17 protein-coding genes are annotated in these 19,843 nt (G+C 44.7%); 15 read left to right on the plus strand and 2 right to left on the minus strand.

Translation table 11 applies throughout. The features are described 5' to 3' along the window. The first annotated feature begins 704 nt into the window (after positions 1 to 704). The 9 genes from OCU90_RS07670 to btuD all read left to right on the plus strand — a co-directional run bounded on the left by OCU90_RS07670 (position 705) and on the right by btuD (position 9,613). A complete protein-coding gene (locus OCU90_RS07670) occupies positions 705 to 1,316 on the plus strand; it encodes a flavin reductase family protein (protein ID WP_061024908.1) in 612 nt (203 codons plus the stop codon). 44 nt (positions 1,317 to 1,360) lie between these two features. Beyond that, entirely contained in the window at positions 1,361 to 2,425 is a 1,065-nt protein-coding gene (gene cobT, locus OCU90_RS07675) for a nicotinate-nucleotide--dimethylbenzimidazole phosphoribosyltransferase (protein WP_061024906.1), read from the plus strand. Then, the gene (locus OCU90_RS07680; RefSeq protein ID WP_061024904.1) at positions 2,425 to 3,231 is read left to right on the plus strand and encodes an adenosylcobinamide-GDP ribazoletransferase; all 807 of its coding nucleotides are present in this window, start codon (positions 2,425 to 2,427) and stop codon (positions 3,229 to 3,231) included. The genes cobT and OCU90_RS07680 overlap by 1 nt, the downstream gene beginning before the upstream one ends. Before the next feature lie 9 nt (positions 3,232 to 3,240). After that, entirely contained in the window at positions 3,241 to 3,852 is a 612-nt protein-coding gene (gene cobU, locus OCU90_RS07685; RefSeq protein ID WP_061024903.1) for a bifunctional adenosylcobinamide kinase/adenosylcobinamide-phosphate guanylyltransferase, read from the plus strand. Positions 3,853 to 3,859: 7 nt separating this feature from the next. Further along, positions 3,860 to 4,477 carry an alpha-ribazole phosphatase family protein gene (gene cobC, locus OCU90_RS07690; RefSeq protein ID WP_061024901.1) on the plus strand — a complete coding sequence of 206 codons (618 nt, stop codon included), beginning with the start codon at positions 3,860 to 3,862 and terminating at the stop codon, positions 4,475 to 4,477. Between the two features lie 158 nt (positions 4,478 to 4,635). Continuing rightward, positions 4,636 to 6,432 carry a M3 family oligoendopeptidase gene (locus OCU90_RS07695; RefSeq protein ID WP_061024899.1) on the plus strand — a complete coding sequence of 599 codons (1,797 nt, stop codon included), beginning with the start codon at positions 4,636 to 4,638 and terminating at the stop codon, positions 6,430 to 6,432. Between the two features lie 278 nt (positions 6,433 to 6,710). Next, the gene (locus tag OCU90_RS07700) at positions 6,711 to 7,739 is read left to right on the plus strand and encodes a succinylglutamate desuccinylase (protein ID WP_017057427.1); all 1,029 of its coding nucleotides are present in this window, start codon (positions 6,711 to 6,713) and stop codon (positions 7,737 to 7,739) included. A gap of 133 nt (positions 7,740 to 7,872) precedes the next feature. After that, positions 7,873 to 8,868 carry a vitamin B12 ABC transporter permease BtuC gene (gene btuC / locus OCU90_RS07705; RefSeq protein ID WP_061024896.1) on the plus strand — a complete coding sequence of 332 codons (996 nt, stop codon included), beginning with the start codon at positions 7,873 to 7,875 and terminating at the stop codon, positions 8,866 to 8,868. Further along, entirely contained in the window at positions 8,855 to 9,613 is a 759-nt protein-coding gene (gene btuD, locus OCU90_RS07710; RefSeq protein ID WP_061024895.1) for a vitamin B12 ABC transporter ATP-binding protein BtuD, read from the plus strand. Before btuC ends, btuD begins: the two co-directional genes overlap by 14 nt. 53 nt (positions 9,614 to 9,666) lie before the next feature. Here btuD and OCU90_RS07715 read toward each other — a convergent pair whose 3' ends face one another. Together OCU90_RS07715 and OCU90_RS07720 are read right to left on the minus strand one after the other, a co-directional pair. Then, entirely contained in the window at positions 9,667 to 10,080 is a 414-nt protein-coding gene (locus OCU90_RS07715) for a RidA family protein (RefSeq protein ID WP_054541235.1), read from the minus strand. Between the two features lie 26 nt (positions 10,081 to 10,106). Further along, entirely contained in the window at positions 10,107 to 11,042 is a 936-nt protein-coding gene (locus OCU90_RS07720) for an NADP-dependent oxidoreductase (protein WP_061024893.1), read from the minus strand. Positions 11,043 to 11,227: 185 nt separating this feature from the next. Between OCU90_RS07720 and OCU90_RS07725 the strand changes: the two genes are divergently transcribed. From OCU90_RS07725 to OCU90_RS07750, 6 genes are all read left to right on the plus strand, one after another. Beyond that, positions 11,228 to 12,154, plus strand: coding sequence for a LysR family transcriptional regulator (locus OCU90_RS07725; protein WP_099426157.1), 927 nt, complete (start codon positions 11,228 to 11,230; stop codon positions 12,152 to 12,154). Between the two features lie 165 nt (positions 12,155 to 12,319). Then, positions 12,320 to 12,679, plus strand: a complete 360-nt coding sequence (locus OCU90_RS07730) for a DUF6559 family protein (protein WP_017083478.1) — start codon at positions 12,320 to 12,322, stop codon at positions 12,677 to 12,679. A 491-nt stretch (positions 12,680 to 13,170) separates the two neighbouring features. Further along, on the plus strand, positions 13,171 to 14,616 hold the full coding sequence (gene gbpA, locus OCU90_RS07735; protein ID WP_061024888.1) for an N-acetylglucosamine-binding protein GbpA: 1,446 nt from the start codon (positions 13,171 to 13,173) through the stop codon (positions 14,614 to 14,616). 384 nt (positions 14,617 to 15,000) lie between these two features. Further along, positions 15,001 to 16,461, plus strand: coding sequence for a lytic polysaccharide monooxygenase (locus OCU90_RS07740; RefSeq protein ID WP_061024886.1), 1,461 nt, complete (start codon positions 15,001 to 15,003; stop codon positions 16,459 to 16,461). A 220-nt stretch (positions 16,462 to 16,681) separates the two neighbouring features. Further along, positions 16,682 to 18,112, plus strand: coding sequence for an aminotransferase-like domain-containing protein (locus OCU90_RS07745; protein WP_061024885.1), 1,431 nt, complete (start codon positions 16,682 to 16,684; stop codon positions 18,110 to 18,112). 142 nt (positions 18,113 to 18,254) lie between these two features. Continuing rightward, entirely contained in the window at positions 18,255 to 19,841 is a 1,587-nt protein-coding gene (locus OCU90_RS07750; RefSeq protein WP_061024883.1) for a cytochrome ubiquinol oxidase subunit I, read from the plus strand. The last annotated feature ends 2 nt before the right edge of the window (positions 19,842 to 19,843 follow it).

The following is a 19,843-nucleotide window of genomic DNA, read 5'->3' on the forward strand; positions in this document are numbered from 1 at the left end:
ACTGACAGGGAAATATTAGCAACAAGATTTAATATGTAAACGGATTTGAGATTTATGTAAGTGTATAAAATGTAAGGGATAATTTACATTGAGTGATAAGTGTACCAAAGCAATTTGATTTACTTATTTAGTGGTTTTGTTATGTACTAAATGTCTAATTAGTTGGACTGGGTAGCTGTTCGATTGATTTTTGAACAAAGAGATAGGAAGTGATGTCAGTAGAGATAACAAAGCCCTCTGGGCGACGGGCTTTGTTACTTACTTTGCTGCTTTCTAGGTGAAGGATAGTGGGATTTTCCTTACCTTTTTGCTGGTTTTCTTACTTGATTTATTTGGTTTTCTTTTACTTGAGTTTGGAATCATTACACCTCCTAAATCGTTGTTCTGTTTTGTCTTTCAATCGATTGTCTTTCTTTGTGTAGCGTCAGTGTTGTGGGCATTCACTGTATGGGTACTTATCAATGGAGAGATTAACAAGTACTTTAGATAAAGCATAAACGATGCCAAAATGTAAGTTACTGATAAATCTATTATCAGTATTGTAGGTGTTTTAGGGTTCGTCAATTTGATTGTCAATTTGAGAAAAAACCAGTGTGATCTGTTTAAATTAAGAACACTCTCTACGGTTTCTGTTGATTAGGCATAGATACAGCATTGCTTAACACGTAAACTGAGTCGTAATTCACATAGACCAAGGACGTGCTATGAACCTCAAGCTTGATACTCTTGCTCCCACTCAGATTTATCACCTGATGACACAAACCGTTGTTCCTCGCCCGATTGCGTGGGCATTGACGGAATCTTCTGAACAAGAGTACAACCTAGCGCCTTTCTCTTATTTCACGCCTGTTTCCAGTAATCCGCCGCTACTGATGTTATCGGTCGGGAAGAAACCGTCTGGCGAAATCAAAGATACCACCCGTAATGCCCTTGAAACGGGTAAGCTAGTGATTCACATTGCTTCTTCAAGTTCTGCAGAAACAATGACAGCAACAGCAGCTACGCTCGATCATGGTGACTCTGAAGTAACAGCGAATAATATTGAACTGGTTGAATTTGAGGGCTTTTCTTTACCGAGAGTAAATGAGTGCGCGGTCGCTTTTGGCTGCACCTTATACGAAGTAAAAGAAGTTGGAGAGGTGCCACAAAGTCTTATCTTTGCTCAAGTCGAAACCGTGTACATTTCCGAAGATGTGATCGATAAAGAGAGTGAACGTCTTAAGGTTGATGCGTTGGCATTGGACCCACTGTCTCGACTTGGTGGCGGTGAATACGCGACGCTTTCCAATGTGTTCTCTGTTGCTCGCCCAAAATAGCCAATCCTAAATTAACGTACCCAGAATAAGCGTTTTTAAAAACTATGTTAGATACCCAATACTCGCAGTACATCCAACACCGAATTGACCAAAAAACCAAGCCGCTCGGTGCGCTTGGCTTACTAGAAAAAGTCGCTCATCAATTGGCATTGATTCAGAGCCAAGGCGAAGAAGCTGCGGTTGAACACATCGAATTGAATAAGCCAAGTATCATCATTTTTGCTGGCGACCATGGCATAGCAGATGAAGGTGTGAGTATTGCCCCAAGCGCGGTAACACAACAGATGGTGTTGAACTTCTTAAGCGGTGGCGCAGCGATCAATTGCTTCTGTGCGGTGAATAATATCGATATCACGGTAGTCGACACGGGGATATTGTTACCTGTGGAATCTGACAGTGACATGTTGATCTCTCAGCGCTTGGGTACGCGAACCAATAACTTTGCCAATGAAGCGGCAATGAGTTTAGAAACGGTTGAACGTGGAATTGAACTGGGTACAGAGCTTGTATCTAGAACCATTTCGAATGGCACCAATATCATCATGTTTGGTGAAATGGGCATCGGTAATACCAGCAGCGCATCAGCGATCTTAAGTGCATTATCGAATCGGTCTTCGGATGAGTGTGTCGGCCTAGGCACTGGCATCAACAATGAACAGCTTGCACGTAAAGTGGCTGTGGTTGAGCAAGGTGTCGCGCGTTGCAAAGGTTTAGAGCTTAAAGACGTTAAAGAGCTTACAGATCTTAAATATATTAAAGAGGTACTAGCACAAGTCGGTGGCTATGAAATCGTTCAAATGGTGGGTGGTTTCCTTGGCGCTTACCAGAACAGAACACCAATATTAGTCGATGGTTTTATCGTATCTGTTGCAGCGTATGTCGCGACCTTAATTGAACCGAACTGCCGTGATTACATGATCTTTGCTCATCGCTCTGAAGAGTCAGGGCACAAAATTCTGTTAGAACTGCTAGACGCTGAGCCACTGCTCGATCTTGGATTGAGATTAGGCGAGGGCACGGGTGCTGCGCTAGCTATGCCCATTATTCGTGCGGCAGCCGAGTTCTATAACAACATGGCGAGCTTCGAAAGTGCTGGAGTCACGGTTTAATGAGTGATGCATCAGAAAGATCGTTGAAAGGTCGAGTCACTTATCAGTGGGAACTGTTTGCGCTGGCGATGGGCTTCTTTTCTCGCTTACCAATGCCGAAGAACACGCCCTATTCATCAGAGCGAATGAATCGTTCTGGTCGCTACTTTTCAACGGTTGGTTTGTTACTTGGTGTTCTGTGTGGCGGTGTGTTCTTGCTACTTGATATCATATTGCCGAGTGCGGTGGCGATCTTTTTGATGATGAGTTTTAGCCTGATGCTCACTGGCGCATTCCATGAAGACGGCTTAACCGATATGGCCGATGGTATTGGTGGCGGCATGACCCTAGAACGCCGTTTAACCATCATGAAAGACAGTCGAATTGGTACCTATGGCGCGTCTGCACTAGTTATGGCTCTGCTTGGCAAGTGGGTGCTATTGAATGAACTGGTGAACATGACAGTCTTGTTTATGGTTATCGTGACCAGTTATACCTCTAGCCGTGCAATTGCTGCGTCACTTATTTACGACATGCCTTATGTCAGCGATTTAGATACCAGTAAAAGTAAGCCTTTGGCCAACAAGCAAACCAAAGGTGAACTTGCCTTCTTATTGCTTGTAGGCGTGCTGCCTAGCCTGTGGTTTGGTCTTGAATTCGCTTTGGTTTTATCTGTCGTCGCCTATCTGTTCAGAACAGGTTTCAAAAAGTGGTTAACGGCTCGAATTGGCGGCTTTACTGGCGACTGCTTGGGGGCCGCTCAACAGCTGATGGAGTTGCTGACTTACCTTGTATTCATTACTGCATTTTATAATGGCTTTCTATAAAGGCTCCTTATGACAAACACGAATCAAGCTAGTCAAATTAATCAAACAAGTCAGCGAAACAGCCATCTGGTATTGGGCGGCGCTCGTTCTGGCAAGTCGAGTTTTGCAGAGCAACAAGCATTATGTGCGCTTGAAGCATGTTCAAATGGACGCCTCAATTATATTGCGACAGCGACATATCTTGATGATGAAATGCGAGAACGAATCGCGCACCATCAACAACGTCGTGGCGAGCAGTGGATTGAGCATGAAGCCCCTGTTGAATTAGCCGAAGAACTGCAGTTTTTTACCCAAGACGATGTGGTGCTGATTGACTGCCTAACATTGTGGTTGAACAACATCATCTTTGAACTGGGTGATGAGGCAACCAATGAACAGGTTGAAGCCGTGGTTGAAGTATTGGTCAAAAGCGTAGAGCAAAGCCCAGCGCAAATTATTATGGTGTCTAACGAAGTTGGCTTAGGTGTGGTGCCGCTGGGTAAAGTGTCGCGCTTATTTGTAGACAATGCGGGACGCATGAACCAAGCGCTAGCTCGCGTCGTTGAACGCGTCACGCTGGTTGCTGCCGGATTGCCGCTGCGCTTAAAACCATATAATCACTTGCTAGATACTCAAGGCTAGGTCGCACATGGTTAATGGAACAACTAAAAACATCTATTTATTAAGACATGGCAAGGTCGAAGGGGAGGCAGCACTTAACGGATTGTCAGACGTGTTGGTCAACCCTGATCTTCAATATCAGATCTGTGGAGCTCTCGCTAAACAAGACATTATCTTTGATAGTGTGGTTTCCTCGCCACTCAGACGATGTGGTGATCTTGCGAGCTTGTTTGCAGAGCGTATGTCAGTGCCTTTATCAGTTGCACCAGACTTTCAGGAAATGAACTTCGGTGAAGTAGATGGTGTCCCATTTGATGAACTTGAAGACAAGTGGGGAATGTTAGAAACCTTTTGGAAAGACCCTGCTAATCATCAATTAACTGGCGCAGAAAGCTTACAGAGCTTCCACGACAGAGTAACTCAAGCTTGGTCACAACTTTTGAATGATCCAAGTGACAATATATTGTTGGTTACTCATGGTGGTGTGATTCGCATATTGTTAGCGCATTGCCTTGATATTGATTGGAAAAACCCGAGTTTGTACTCGAAGCTATCGATAGAAAACGCATCGATAACTCATATTCAAATTACTCAGTTTGCGCAGAGCTTTATCTGCGTTAAATCGATAGGGCTACCTGTTCTCTGAGTGTTAAAAATACACGGTTTTAAGAATTAACAATCTATTAGAACTGTAAATAGAAATAGAAATAGAAATAGAAACAGAAATATAAATAGAAGTATAAAGCGGCGTTTACAGCCGCTATACCAGATTGGTATTACTACCTACGTGAAAGGAATTTAGTCATGACAACACCGAGTTGGGATCTAAGCATTGCTTATCGCGATCTTAATGATGCAAAAATCGAACAGGACATTGAACTTATTCAACAATGTATTGAGCTGTTGTACCTACACGTTGAAAAGCGTCATATTATCCTAGCGATGCAAAACGCCATTCAAACTTCTGAAGCGGCAGGCACGTTACTGAGCACGATCAACACCTTCGCTAATTGCCACGCATCGGTAGACGCGACGCACACAGAAGCTAAAGCACTGCTTGGTCGTGTAGCGAAACTGAACTCTGAAATGTCTCAAGCGTTTAGCCCTTACGAAGACACGCTAATTCACGCAGAACCAGAATTTATTGATGCAGTATTAGAGCATGAGAGTGCGGATGTTGCAGGGCAACGCTTTGCGATTGAAAGCTCACGTAAGTTATCAAGTAGCCGACTCAGTGTTGCTGAAGAGCAGTTGTTAGCGGCGATGAAGGTTGATGGCCGTGATGGGTGGGGGCGTTTATACGACAACCTAACCGGTTCTTTAAAACTATCGCTAAAGCTGGACGGTGAAGACGAAGCTCTAGGTTTTTCACAAGCCGCGAGCCTGTTGTACGGCAGCGAATTCGACAAACAAGAACCGGCATGGCGCGCGGTTCAAGGCGCAATGAAGACGCATCAAGAGTCTTTTGCTTCGATCCTAAATGCATTGGCGGGTTGGCGACTGACTGAAAACAAAAAGCGCTCGAAGATTAGCGATGTGCATTTCCTTGATCCAAGCCTACACGGCAGCCGCATTGTGCCAGAAACGCTAGACACCATGATGTCGGTAGCAAAGGCAAATCGAGCAGTAGGCCAGAAAGCAGGCCTGTTAATGGCAAGAGTTCACGGGCTCGATGAAATGAAGCCTTGGAACCATTTAGCAGCGATGCCACCGCTGGGTGACAGCGAATCTAAGGTTTATCCATTTGATGAAGCGATCGAAGTGATTAAAACCGCCTTCGCTGAAGTAAATCCAGAGATGGCTGATTTCGTCGCATTAATGGTTGAGAACGGTTGGATTGATGCCGCTCCAGCAGCCAATAAACGTCTAGGTGCGTACTGCACTAAATTTGCTGCGACACGCACCCCGCTTGTGTTCATGACATGGAGTGGTAGCCGCTCAGACTTAATGACATTAGCGCACGAGCTAGGCCACGCGTTCCACAATTGGGTGATGAAAGACATGCCGCTGTGTCAAACACGCTACCCAATGACGCTAGCAGAAACCGCTTCGATCTTTGCTGAAAATATCGTTCGTGACCATCTATTGAAGCAAGCACAAACACGTAATGAGAAACTTGAAATGCTGTGGGAAGAGCTTTCTTCTTCTTTGGCATTAATGGTGAACATTCCCGTTCGTTTTGAGTTTGAGAAAGCCTTCTACGAGCAGCGTGAAAAAGGCGAGCTCACGGCTCAGCAGCTGTGTGACTTGATGGAAACAACTTGGAAAGAGTGGTACGGCGATGCAATGACAGAAGCCGACCCTTACTTCTGGGCAAGCAAGCTGCACTTCAGCATCTCTCAAGTGAGCTTCTACAACTACCCATACCTGTTCGGCTACCTATTCAGTAAAGGTGTTTACGCTCAGCGCGATGCGAAAGGTGAGCAATTCTATGGCGATTATGTTTCGTTGCTTCGTGATACGGGCAGCATGATGGCGGAAGAAGTGGTTCAAAAGCACCTTGGTATGGATCTGACTCAAGTGGATTTTTGGCAACAAAGCATCGACATGGTCAAAGTTCAAATCGATGAATTTGAAAGATTGCTCGATCAGGAAGATTAATTGATCTCAATCTGTTCATGGCAGGTAAGAGCTGTGTTAGCTTACGTGGCTCTTATCTTGCTGACATGACTTGAGAAAAGCTGAGACAGCCAAAAGTTGCTTTAAATAGAGAAAGTTATTTGGAACAGATGTCGGTTAGTAAAGTCAGCAGGTAATATAAAAATATATGGGTAGTATTTGTGAGTGATAACGGAGTTTCTATTGATAAGTGCGATCCTAGCAACACAATTTCTATGTACAATTTATTAACATACGGCCGTGCAATTAAGGAGTAACGCATGACGAAGACCCTCTTTCGCCAATCATTTCTTTTTGACAGCCTAGATCTTGAGCAAGAAGTGGTTGCAGGACAGACCGTACTGAGTAACGGTGTTCAAATTAAGCTTCATCAACGCGGTGTATTGGAAGTGATTCCCGCTGAGTATAATTCTGAAACCAAGAACATCATCTTTTCAACAGGTGTTCACGGCGACGAAACTTCACCAATGGAGCTGATTGATAAGCTCATTGAGGATATTGAAACAGGCTTCCAAGTCGTGACAGCAAGATGTTTGTTCATCATTGCTCACCCAGAAGCAACCAACGCGCATACTCGTTTTCTTGATGTGAATATGAACCGTCTGTTTGATGAAAAACAGCACGAGAGTAATCGAGAAGTGGATATTGCGAAGAACCTTAAGTACTTGGTTACTGAGTTTTACAAGGAAACGGTACCTGCGACTCGTTGGCACTTAGATTTGCACTGCGCGATCCGTTTGTCTAAGCATTACTCTTTCGCCGTGAGCCCTAAGGTTCGCCACGAAGTTCGCAGTAAAGCCTTGTTCGATTTCATCAACAGCGCTCACGTTGAAGCTGTGTTGTTGTCGAATGCGCCAACGAGCACTTTCAGTTGGTACAGCGCTGAAAACTTCGAAGCGCAAGCACTGACAATGGAGCTAGGGCAGGTAGCAAGAATTGGTGAGAACCAGCTTGATAAGCTTACTGCTTTCGATTTGGCAATGCGCAATCTGATTGCTGAAATAGAACCAGAGCATCTACCAAAGAAAACCATTACATATCGCGTAAGCCGAACCATTGTTCGTTTGCACGATGACTTTGATTTCATGTTCTCTGATGACGTAGAAAACTTTACGGCATTCAAGCACGGAGAAGTGTTTGGTCATGATGGTGATAAGCCATTGATGGCGAAGAATGAAAACGAAGCCGTGGTATTCCCAAATCGTAACGTTGCTATCGGTCAACGAGCGGCCTTAATGGTGTGCGAAGTTGAAACACGATTCGACCACGGTCAGCTTGTGTACGATTAATATCGAAACGGGTTAAAGCGACGAAAACAACCGCTCAACTGGTTGAAATATCAAGGTTCACATTACGGTGTGAGCCTTGAGTTTATTTAGGGATACAGGTAAGGTTACGCGAACAATTTCAAAGTAGCTTGATATGGATTTCCAACAACTTCTTCACCAAAAACAGCGCAAATGGACCCGAGCCATTTATCTGATGGCAGCACTGCTTGTCGCGCTGAGTGCGATTTACCTAATGGTTGGCGATCTTTTCATTTCCCCTCTGGGCACCTTGTCCACGTTAGAACAAAAACTACTGGTTGATTTACGCTTACCTCGATTATTGGCGGCTATTGCCATCGGGGCAGGGTTAGCTGTATCTGGCGCAAGCCTACAAATCTTATTGGGTAATGTATTAGCAGAGCCAGGTGTGCTCGGTATTTCTGGTGGCGCAAGCTTGGCGATGGTTATCGTACTGTTCTTCTTGCCGTTTGCGCCTACACCAGAACTGTTCATGATTGCCGCCGTTTTAGGTTCACTTTGTTTTACCGTGATTCTAGTGAGCATGGTAAAAACCATGCGACTCACGACGGCTAAATTACTGCTAGTCGGTGTCGCGTTGGGCATTCTTTCTGGTGCGATGGTGACATGGGCGTTCTATTTTAGTGATGACTTAAGCCTACGCTTATTGATGTATTGGCTGATGGGTAGCTTGGGTGGCGTGACTTGGTATCAACACTCGCTCACGTTGGTGATGATCCCTGTGATTATTTGGTTGTGCCTGCAAGGTAGTAAGCTAGATAAGTTAATGATTGGCGAGACTCATGCTGCACAGTTAGGCGTGAATGTTCCGAGATTACGTTGGCGTCTAATCTTCGCTGTGTCTATTTTAGTAGGTTGCGCAGTAGCGTTAGGTGGCGTGATCAGCTTTGTGGGTTTGGTTGTGCCACACTTACTCCGTTTAGCGATTGGTACCGATAACCGATACCTTCTTCCTTTGTCTGCCGTTGCAGGTGCCGCGTTACTGGTGTTTGCTGATATTTGTGCAAGAACTTTATTAGATTCAGCAGAGCTGCCTTTGGGTGTGATGACCACCAGTATCGGTGCGCCTATCTTCATTTGGATGTTAATTAAAAATCATGATTCAAATTAAGAGCCTGAGCGTCGGCGCTCGTTTATTACCGTTATCATTTGAGCTCAAGCAAGGGCAGGTGACTCATGTCATCGGTCCTAATGGCAGTGGTAAAAGTACCTTACTCGAAGCGATATCTGGCGTTGGTGATGGCTACAAAGGGGATATAAAGCTCGACGGGCAGGATTTGTCTGAACTGTCTCTACAAGATTTATCATTGCATCGTGCTTATCTTTGTCAAAGTGCAAGACCTGCCTTCAACTTGGAAGTGTTTCAATACCTTGCGTTGTCACTGCCAAGCTCCTCACACGGCCTTGATGCTGAAATCAACGCAGCTTTGGAAGAAATTAGTCAGATGCTAGACATCACAGACAAACTTCATCGTTCAATTCAGACACTGTCTGGTGGTGAATGGCAACGCGTTCGTTTGGCCGGAATGTGCCTGCAAATTTGGCCGACGCTTAATCCTTACGCAAAGCTGCTGATCCTCGATGAACCCGCAGCTCCACTAGATATTGCGCAAGAAGCCTTACTCTACAAACTCATTGAACGAGTGGCAGAGAAGGGCATCGCCGTGATCATGGCTAACCACGACCTAAACCGGACCTTAAGACATGCAGACCAAGTGTTGTTGCTCGACAAAGGCGTACTTCAAGCATCAGGTAGTGCAGAGCACGTTCTTACGCCTGAACAGCTAGAGTCCGTGTTCAACACTGAAGTCAAAAGTATCTCAGTCGATAATCAAACTTATCTGTTGTTTGGTTAAGCCTTTATCGTTTGGGTAAGACGGTTGAATCTTAGGATTGGAAAGCTCGGCAGTTATCGGGCTAACATCATCTCATATTCAACCATCATATCTGGCATCCCTAAACGCTGAACATAGCGCAACGTGCCTGTCGCTGGTTTTACTTCGACATCCCCTAAAAACTCTTCCCAGACATGAGCAATACCTTCGAATTGTGCAGAGTTGACTTCGTTGGTAAATGTCCAATCCGTCCTGACAATGTCGTTAACACTAAAGCCAGCTTCTTCTAAGAATGTCTTCATTTGGTCTAAAATCAATCGTGTTTGAGCAACAGGATCATTAGGGTGTTGAGTGATAAAGTCCGGGTTACAGTCAGCATGTCCTGTCACAAAGAATACTTCGCTGAACTCACTTAGTTTCAGTCCCCAACTAAACGCATTGCTCATATCGGGTAGGTTCTTATTACGAAAAGCTTGTTTAATGGCCATTTTATATCCTCTTTACTTGAACGTGTTTACAGCGAAACTTCCAATACGATTTTGCCACGAGCACGTTTCGATTGACTTAACTCCTGTGCTTGAGCGGCTTTAGATAGTGGGAACACCTTATCGATGTTCACTTTAATTACGCCATCATCAATTAAAGCAGCAATACGTTGTAGATCTCTGGCATTGGGTGAAACCCACCAACGTTGAAAATTTACGCCTAGTTGCAGTGGTAATGCGCTTTCAATGTCATCTAACAGTGAAACTACGTTGCCACCTTTTCGTACGACTTCGAGTGAACGCTCCGCGATGCCGTCACCCCCAACAGCGACGAGTACAGCATCTAACTCATCAACCTCGTCTTCAAAGCGTTGAGTTTGGTAATCAATGAATTGATCGACCCCTAAAGCCGTTAAGTAGGCTTTGTTGTTGGCTGATGCTGTTCCGATAACATAAGCACCGAGCGCTTTCGCTATTTGAACCGCAAAGCTGCCAACACCTCCGGATGCATTGTGAATAAGGACACGTTGACTGGCTTTGAGTTGGCAGCCTTCAACAAGTGCTTGCCATGCTGTTGTTGCGGCCAATGGCACAGCTGCAGCGGTCACCATGTCGAGAGACTTGGGCGCTCTTGCTACTAAATCACTATCGACAGCAAGATATTCGGCGTAGGCGCCTTGTTCAGAAATGGGCGCATATACATAGACCTGCTCCCCAAGTTTAAGGTTGCTTACATTGTTGCCTTTTTCGACAACTTGTCCCGCTGCATCCCAGCCAACAATGAGTGGCATTTCATGTTGACCAGTAGCCTCTAAGAATCCCTCTCTTACCATCCAGTCGACAGGGTTTACCCCCGCGCCTTGTACTTTGATCAGCACTTGATTTGGTGTGATGGTGGGCTTGGCTATATCGCCGAAGGTTAAGTTCTGCGCACTTCCATACTCTTCTAAATACACGGCTTTCATCGTATTTCCTTATAAGTGAGTCATCTGATTTGTTTTTCTAACAGCGGGTTAATCTGCTTGTCGAACTCACTTTACCCAACTTGAAACTTATCGTCTAATTGATGATTGGTATAATATGCATTGATTTATATGATGAGTTTGTCGATACTCATTCATCTAACTCCTTGTGTAATTAGGCAAGTAAGATGGCGAATGTCGATCTGAATTTAATGGTTATTTTTGATGCGATCATGCAGGAAAGCTCGATTACTGTGGCTGCAGACCGATTGTCGATGACGCAACCGTCGGTATCGAACGCCGTCTCTCGAATGCGTCACGCTTGGCAAGATCCTTTATTCGTGAAACAAGGAAGGGGGATTCGCCCAACCCCTTACGCCGTCGAGTTGTGGAAAACGATTGGTGAGCCGTTAGAATCAATACGGATTGCAACTGAGCGTGATGAGTTTAATCCTGCGACGTTAAAGCGCACGTTTAGAATCGCGACCACAGATTGGATGGCAGATCTGTTTTGGTTGCCGTTAAAGCAACGAATAGAGCTTGAAGCGCCTGACGTTAATATTCACGCCGTACCTTACAACGTCAATGGAGAAAAGTTATTGCTCAGTGCCGATGTCGATATGGTCTTGGATTACTTCGAAGGCAACTCAGCTCAAGTACAAACTCAGCATCTATTTGATAATCACTTTGTGTGCGCAATGCGTGCCGATCACCCGTTGGCTAGTGAAGAGCTATCGCTAAGTGCTTTTGCTAGTGCTGATCATTTGTTGCTCTCGTTATCAGGTGAGGCGACAGGCGGGGTAGACATGCGACTAGGACAGAAGGGAATGAAACGGCGCATCGCCATGACGGTGAACCACTGTTACTCCATACCTAGGTTGTTAATCAATACTGACATGATCACGACGATTCCATTACCGATAATATTGGAGAGCGTGAGCAAGGGAGAACTGATGATTAAGAAAACGCCATTCACCATGCCGCCGGGGCCCATTTCGATGTCTTGGCATGTGCGGCATCAACGTGACCAAGGTACGTTGTGGTTGCGTGAGAAGGTGCTTAGTGTTCTGAACCATGGTTTACCTAAGAATTTACTTTTTGATCCGTTTCATTGAGAAGCGGTGCAAAGAGTATTCGTCTCGAAATTGCTTTTTCGCATTGTTAATCAGTATATTACTGACGTTATATATTGAGCATCATCATAAAGAGTGACATTCTAAGTGTTGCTCAAATCTGAACAACATTTGATGTGATATTTGTAAATTGGAAGGGGAATTAGAGTGTTTAGATATATTCAGCGACGAAGGATCAAAAAGGTGATTAAGCTACTGTCTGCAAGGTTGGTAAAGAGCTATGGAAGCCGTGACTTTTTCTCGATTGGTCAGGTAGAAACGAGTTCTCGTGAATTGAGTAAGCGCCAACAACAAATCGCATTGGCTTTGTTTGCTGATCCACAAGATTTAGATGTTGAATTGGTTCCCACTATCCAGCTGTTACGTAATGATGTGTCTAATGACTTCTTCGGCGGCGAGAATTACACCGCGCGTGATGTGCTCAATCTTTTGGGTGGCGGCGGTTGGAAAGGCGGCCGCATGGACGATGACATGTCACATCGCTTTGGTATGAACAGCCGTTATTAAGCTTTTGAGGCAATAAACTAATAAGCAATTTTATCCCACTCCTGATCTAATCGAACCCGCTATTTAGGATGACTCGTCAAAATCGTTATTTTGACGAGAAACTCTATTCTTTCCGTTTTCATCCAATCTTTGCTGAATCAGCCTATGCCTTTTCCATTCATAAAATTATTCAAATAGTTAATGTTCTGTCTCATTAAATTTTGAATAAACCTCATATTTTTCAGATGTATGAACTGGCTTTGTTACCTTATCAACTTTGCTGAGTATCAATCAGTCTTATTGATTAAATAATCCCGTCTTCATAAACCATGCTCAAATCGACTGATATGCATTCTCTTTATTAACGCTCGAGCTAAATAACTCATATTCAAGCCAAGTAACCGTTAATAGCGAATCGCAATATCAGATCACTCCACACTGTTTGATAGGTCGACGGGCCAAATTATTGAGGTCTGTTAATTGGAATTATGAAGTCTTTAAATGGAAATGTTATGAGAATAAGAATACAGAAAACGGCTCTAGCGATTGCGTTGTCTACCGTTTGTGGTGGTGCTATGGCACATGGTTTTGTGTCATTAAATGATGAAGGAAACATAATAAGTCGTGTCGCTTTGTGCCACTTAGAAGGTTCTGAAGGTCAGCCTAAGAACATGGACTGCGGCAACATACAGTACGAACCACAAAGTGTGGAAGGTGATGACGGTTTCCCTGAAGGCGGGCCTGATGATGGTTACATTGCTAGTGCTGAGATATCAATCGCAAGAAATCTAGATGAACAAACTTCAGAGCGCTGGCAGAAACGCCCAATAGAAGCGGGCTCTCAAGAATTTGAATGGACATTTAGGGCTAACCACATAGCGGCTGGTTTTAAGTATTACATCACGAAAAAAGGATGGGAACAGAATGAACCATTGGAACGAGCAGCCTTTGACCTAACACCTTTCTGTGAGGTTGATGGTCACGGAGATATGACACAAGACACGGCTACTCATACCTGTGAGGTACCTGTGCGAGAAGGTTACCATGTCATTTTGGCTGTTTGGGATGTCGGCGACACAGACAAAGCATTCTACAATGCGATTGATGTGGTATTTGATGGTGATGATTCGCAACTACCGGGTTGGGACAAAGCAGGTCAGATAATACCGACCGCCAACCTCAGGGAAGGTGATGCGGTTTATACTCGTGTCTTTGATGGTTCTGGCGAAAACGTAGCACTAAGTACTCGTATTGAGATTACAGACAGCGAAGCTGGCCAATCAAAGAACTGGTCAAAGGCATTAGCGACCAAAGTAAATGAAGAACGTAAGAATATTAAGTCGGGCGTGTTGAGTGAAAACGGCTTTGCTCCAATTTATGGCGTAAACCCGATATACGTTAATACAGACAGTGGTATTCAGAGTGTAGAAGTAGGCTACGATGTTGAAGTACCGGAACCAGACATCTCACTCACGGTTGAAGGGTTAGAGCCTGAATACGTAATTGGTGAAGAAGCAACAGTTCTAGACCTAACACTGCTGGCTGAAGGTGATGCTAAAGCTGAATTGACGGTGTATAACCATGGTCGAGAGTCATTGGCGCACTGGAGTGGTGAAGTAGAAGATGATTCGTCAGAATTGGTAGCACTGCCTTTATCCAAATCAGAAGCTGGGCACCACATGTTAGTCGTGAGTGTCAAAAACAGTGAAGACAAGTTGGTAGGGCAACAGACGTTGAACTTCCATTTGGTTGAAGCCGGCACACCACCGCCCGAACATGATTATGTTTACCCAGAAGGTTTCGGCAGCTATGTGGATGGAGATATCGTTCTATTTGAAGGTGAGGGAGTCTATCAGTGTTACGGCCCATGGGCGGCAGAGTGTAACAATGAAGATTATTTACCAGGAATTGCAATTGACTCTAATTGGGTTGAACAGCAGTGGAAAAAGTTAGATTAATATTCCACTAATCGATTAGGCTCTAGTTTCTATTCGATATACAAACCCCAAAGCGGCTTAATCATTAAGCCGCTTTTTTATTCATTTTGAATAATGTTCCCTCAATCAACATAGAATACTGAAATGTCATAATTCGAAGCAACATCATCTATCTACAACGCATTTGTTTGAGTTGTGTGATGCTGATTCCTATCAATATAAAACCCGCTGTTATTGATAAAATTGACGTATATATTTTTCGTTGTTCTTTAAGTCAGAAACTATAAACCTTCGAATGACAGTGCTGGTTGGTTAGTAACCAATTGGTTTTGTGTTTAGGGTAAAATAATAGAGAGTGGGAAAGTGACAACAATAAATAATAATATTCTAAAAATAGCAGTGGGTATGGCTATGCTATCGAGTGTGCCGTCAGTGGCAAATGCTCATGGCTGGTCTGAATTTCCAAGTGCACGTCAGAACACGTGTTACGAGCAAGGCGGGGTTTGGTCAGGTACGCCACCAAATGCTGCATGTGCTCAAGCAAAAGATATTTCTGGTTCATACCCGTTCGTTCAACGTAACGAGTACGCGAAAAATATCCAAGATTTCAACGACATCAACGCTGTAAAAGCGGCGATTCCTGACGGCACTTTATGTTACGCCAATGATTCGCAAAAACGCGGCATGGGTGCACCTCATACAGGCTGGACTCGCACCGAGCTTAATACTGGTACATTTGAATATGTATTCAATGCGACTGCACCACACAACCCGTCATTCTGGGAGTTCTACCTAACGAAACCAAACGCCGACCTGAGCAAAGGCCTAGCGTGGGGGGACTTAGATCTTATCCAAGAAGTGGGGAATGTTCCTGTAAGCGGTGGCAAATACCGTATCAACGTAACGATTCCTTCAGACCGATCTGGCGACGCAATCTTATACGTACGTTGGCAACGTGACGATGCAGCAGGAGAAGGCTTCTACAACTGTTCAGACATCACAATCGCAGGTGGTACAACCCCTCCACCAGAGCCGGGCCCTGAGCCCGATCTCGTACGTGGCGACCTATTCATTTCAGAAGGTTTTGGTACTCCACAAGTTGGCGACACCGTTAAGTACGACATCATCAACAAGTATGGTGAAGTAGCGCGCAGCTTCGACATCGTTATCGACGCTTCAAACGTTAACGATTGGGCTCGTTTGTTGGCTTCAGAAATTAATGGCTGGCACGAAGAGTTTAAAGATGGCGCGATCTTCATTGGTGATTGGCACGCTGAAATGCAGCACTACATGTACTTCCAAAACGATCCTTCACGCAACTTCTTTAACTCAAAAGATAGCCGTGCTTCTGGTCAGTTAACGCTGATTGATGGTGGCGACGGTGGTGTTGAACCACTGAAAGGCGACATCTACGAGCTAGTGAAGAGTGACAACGTAGTGAATGCTGGCGACAAAGTTGTGATTGCAACAAGCGAAGCGGCAAATCTAACTCAGACACAAGGCTCTTCCGTAAGCATTCAAAATAACGGCACGGCTTCTATCGTAGTTGATACCACTGGCATCACTGCAAACGAAACTCTATCGTTTATGGCTAGCTCGATTGAAAGCGACAGTGTTGAAACCTTCACTTTTGAAGTGATTGCTGATGACGGTGGCGTAACACCAGACCCAGATCCAACGCCGGATCCAGATCCGACTCCTGACCCAGACAATGGCACTTGGGACTCTTCAGCGACTTACCTAGGCGGTGAAGTAGTAACGTACTCGAACCAGTCTTGGAAAGCACAGTGGTGGATTCAAGGTGGTACAAACCCTAAAGCGACCTACGAAAATGATCAGTGGGGCGTGTGGCGTCCAGCCAACTAATCTTAATTAACGTTAGTTAGCTTTAAAGTAATAACCAAGGCACCACACTTTTTGACGAGTGTGGTGTCTTTTCTTATGGGAGAGATAAACAAGTCGACCGTGAAGAGAATTGCGTTTAGGGTAGGGCTTTGGTTTACCTCGAATGCTCAGTTCACATCGAATGCTTTGAATATCGGGAGTTCGGGAAGCTTAAGCGCACTGGATAAGAAAGAACTTTTTGATGAAAAAATCACAGATACTCGCCAATACAATCAAGAATCAGATAGAGCAAAACATCTGGTTGAGTGGTGAGAAGATCCCATCAATTAGAGATGCGTGTAAGCGCTATAAACTCAGCATCGAGACGGTATTACAAGCCTATCAGCAGCTTGAAGACCAAGGCTATGTGCGCTCGAAGCCTAAATCTGGCTATTTCGTGTTACCGCGCAGAAATGTGTTCACCTCAGAACTCGCACAACAAAAAGCCATCAAACCGTATCCTGTTAAAATCAGTGACTTGCTTTACGATGTGCTCCAACGTGCCAAAGACCCTAGCATCATTTCACTTAGCTCGGCTTTCCCAGACCCTGCTTTGTTTCCGCATCAAGCATTGTCGCGCAGTTTAGCCAATGCCAGCCGCCAAATGCCCGATAACAGCATGCTCACCAATTTGCCTCCAGGCAGTGAAACACTTCGTAGACAAATTGCCCAACGCTATCAAGTTAAAGGCTTGAACGTCCTACCTGACGATATTGTAATTACTTCTGGGGCGATGGAGGCACTTAACTTATGCCTACAATCCTGTACCGAACCGGGTGACTTAGTCGCAATAGAGTATCCTGCGTTCTATGGTGTGTTGCAGACCATTGAAAGGCTTAACCTGACGGCAGTTGAGATACCAACAGACCCTGAAACTGGTATAGATTTAGATGTGTTGGAGTCGGTGTTCGCTTCAATGGACATCAAAGCGTGCTGGTTTATGACAGAATCGCAAAACCCAGTGGGTTATTCGATGAGTGATAGCAACAAGCAGCGATTGGCCGAGTTGGTGAATCAACATAAGATCCCGATGATCGAAGACGATGTGTATCGAGAGCTTCACGTCGGTAATCAAAGCTCTTTGCCTGCTAAAGCCTATGACACTGGTGAGCAAATCATGCTTTGTGGTTCGTTTTCTAAATCATTGTCGCCCGGCTTTCGAATCGGTTGGGTAGTTGCAAGGAAACAAGCGTTAAAAATTCAGAGATTGCAGCACCTTTCGACGCTCTCAAGCAGTATTCCTATCCAACTTGGACTGTCTCACTACCTGACGTTTTATAGTTATGACAACCATCTTAAAAAACTTCGCAAGCTTTTGAATGAAAGGAAGAAGGCACATATTGCATTGTTAGAATCTAGCTTACCTTCAAGTGCGATGGTGCATAAAAGCCAAGGTGGCTACTTCATTTGGATAGAACTGCCTCACTCTGTTTGTGTTGAGAAGTTGTATGAACTAGCCCTTGAACAAAACATCTCTGTCGCTCCGGGAATCATATTCAGCAGTGATAAAAAGTTCTCTCATCACATTCGTCTCAACTGTTCGTATGCTTGTGACGACAAAATAGCAGAAGCCATTCGAACGCTAGGCGGCTTGATTCAGGCAATGGAATTGCAAGCCAATAGTTGCAGCTAAACTCTGACCAGTCGTTCGTCTAATAAGTAAATCTGTTCTGTTTTTTAACAATCAATCTGTTCTAGTTTGGTTCGCGAGAACTGTGCTGAAATACGCTCCAATTCTTAATATGAAAGCCATCATTATGATGTTTGGAGCTTAAATGTTTGATGTAGTTGAATTGTCGCGTTTACAGTTTGCGCTAACCGCTATGTTCCACTTTCTTTTCGTCCCTCTGACTATCGGTATGTCGTGCTTACTGGCGATCATGGAGTCGATCTATGTACTCACCGGTAAACAAATCTATCAAGACATGACCCGCTTCTGGGGCAAACTGTTCGGCATTAACTTTGCCTTGGGTGTCACGACCGGTTTAACCATGGAATTCCAGTTTGGCACCAACTGGTCTTATTATTCTCACTATGTCGGCGATATTTTCGGTGCACCTTTAGCCATCGAAGCGCTTGTCGCGTTCTTCTTAGAATCCACCTTTGTTGGATTGTTCTTCTTCGGCTGGGAAAGATTATCGAAACGCCAACACCTTATGGTGACTTGGCTGGTGGCTCTGGGCTCAAGCTTCTCTGCACTGTGGATTTTGGTTGCCAATGGTTGGATGCAAAACCCGATTGGCTCAGAGTTCAATTACCAAACCATGCGTATGGAGATGACCAGTTTTGCCGAAGTGGTGCTCAACCCTGTCGCACAAGTTAAATTCCTGCATACAGTGGCCTCAGCGTATACCTGTGGCTCGATGTTTATCCTTGGTGTGAGCTCTTACTACTTGTTGAAAGGGCGAGACATTGCTTTTGCAAAACGTTCGTTTGTTGTTGCAGCTTCGTTCGGCATTGCTTCTATTATCTCGGTGATCGTATTAGGTGATGAGTCGGGCTATGAACTGGGTGACGTTCAAAAAGTGAAACTCGCTGCAATTGAAGCGGAATGGCATACAGAACCTGCACCTGCGGCGTTTACCTTGTTTGGATTACCAAACCAAGAAGAGGGCAAAACCGACTTCGCGGTCAAAATCCCTTATGTGATGGGAATTATTGCAACGCGATCTTTGGATGAGCAAGTCACTGGTCTTCATGACCTACGTGACCAGCACCTCGTCCGTATTCGTAACGGAATCATTGCTTATGAATTGCTAGAGCGTTTGCGATCTGGTGATACCTCACATGAGACAGAACGAGCTTTCGATCAAACTAAGCACGATCTCGGCTATGGCTTATTGCTTAAGCGTTACACAGATACCGTAACCGATGCGACTGAACAGCAAATCCAACAAGCGGCAGATGATTCCATTCCAACTGTCTGGCCACTTTTCTGGTCATTCCGAATCATGGTGGGCTGTGGCTTCATTATGTTGTTTGTCTTTGGTGCGGCCTTCCTTCAAACCTACCGTAAAAACATTACGCAAAAGCCTTGGCTACTGAAAGCGGCGCTATGGTCGATTCCATTACCTTGGATTGCGATTGAAGCTGGCTGGTTTGTTGCGGAATACGGCCGTCAGCCTTGGGCAGTAGGTGAAATTCTTCCTGTGACCGTCGCGGCTTCTTCTCAAACCGTTGAAAACCTGCTTACGTCTCTTGCTCTCATTATCAGCCTATATATCGTATTTATCATTGTTGAAAGTTACTTGATGATTACCGTTGCTAAAAAAGGCCCAAGCAGTTTAAAAACGGGTCGCTATCACTATGAACAAAATACAACTTCACTTGAAGCCAAATTGGCACAACAAGTTCAACAATAAGG

Origin of the sequence: Vibrio splendidus (assembly GCF_024347615.1) — a bacterium.
In the GTDB taxonomy this organism is placed as follows: Bacteria; Pseudomonadota; Gammaproteobacteria; order Enterobacterales; family Vibrionaceae; genus Vibrio; species Vibrio splendidus.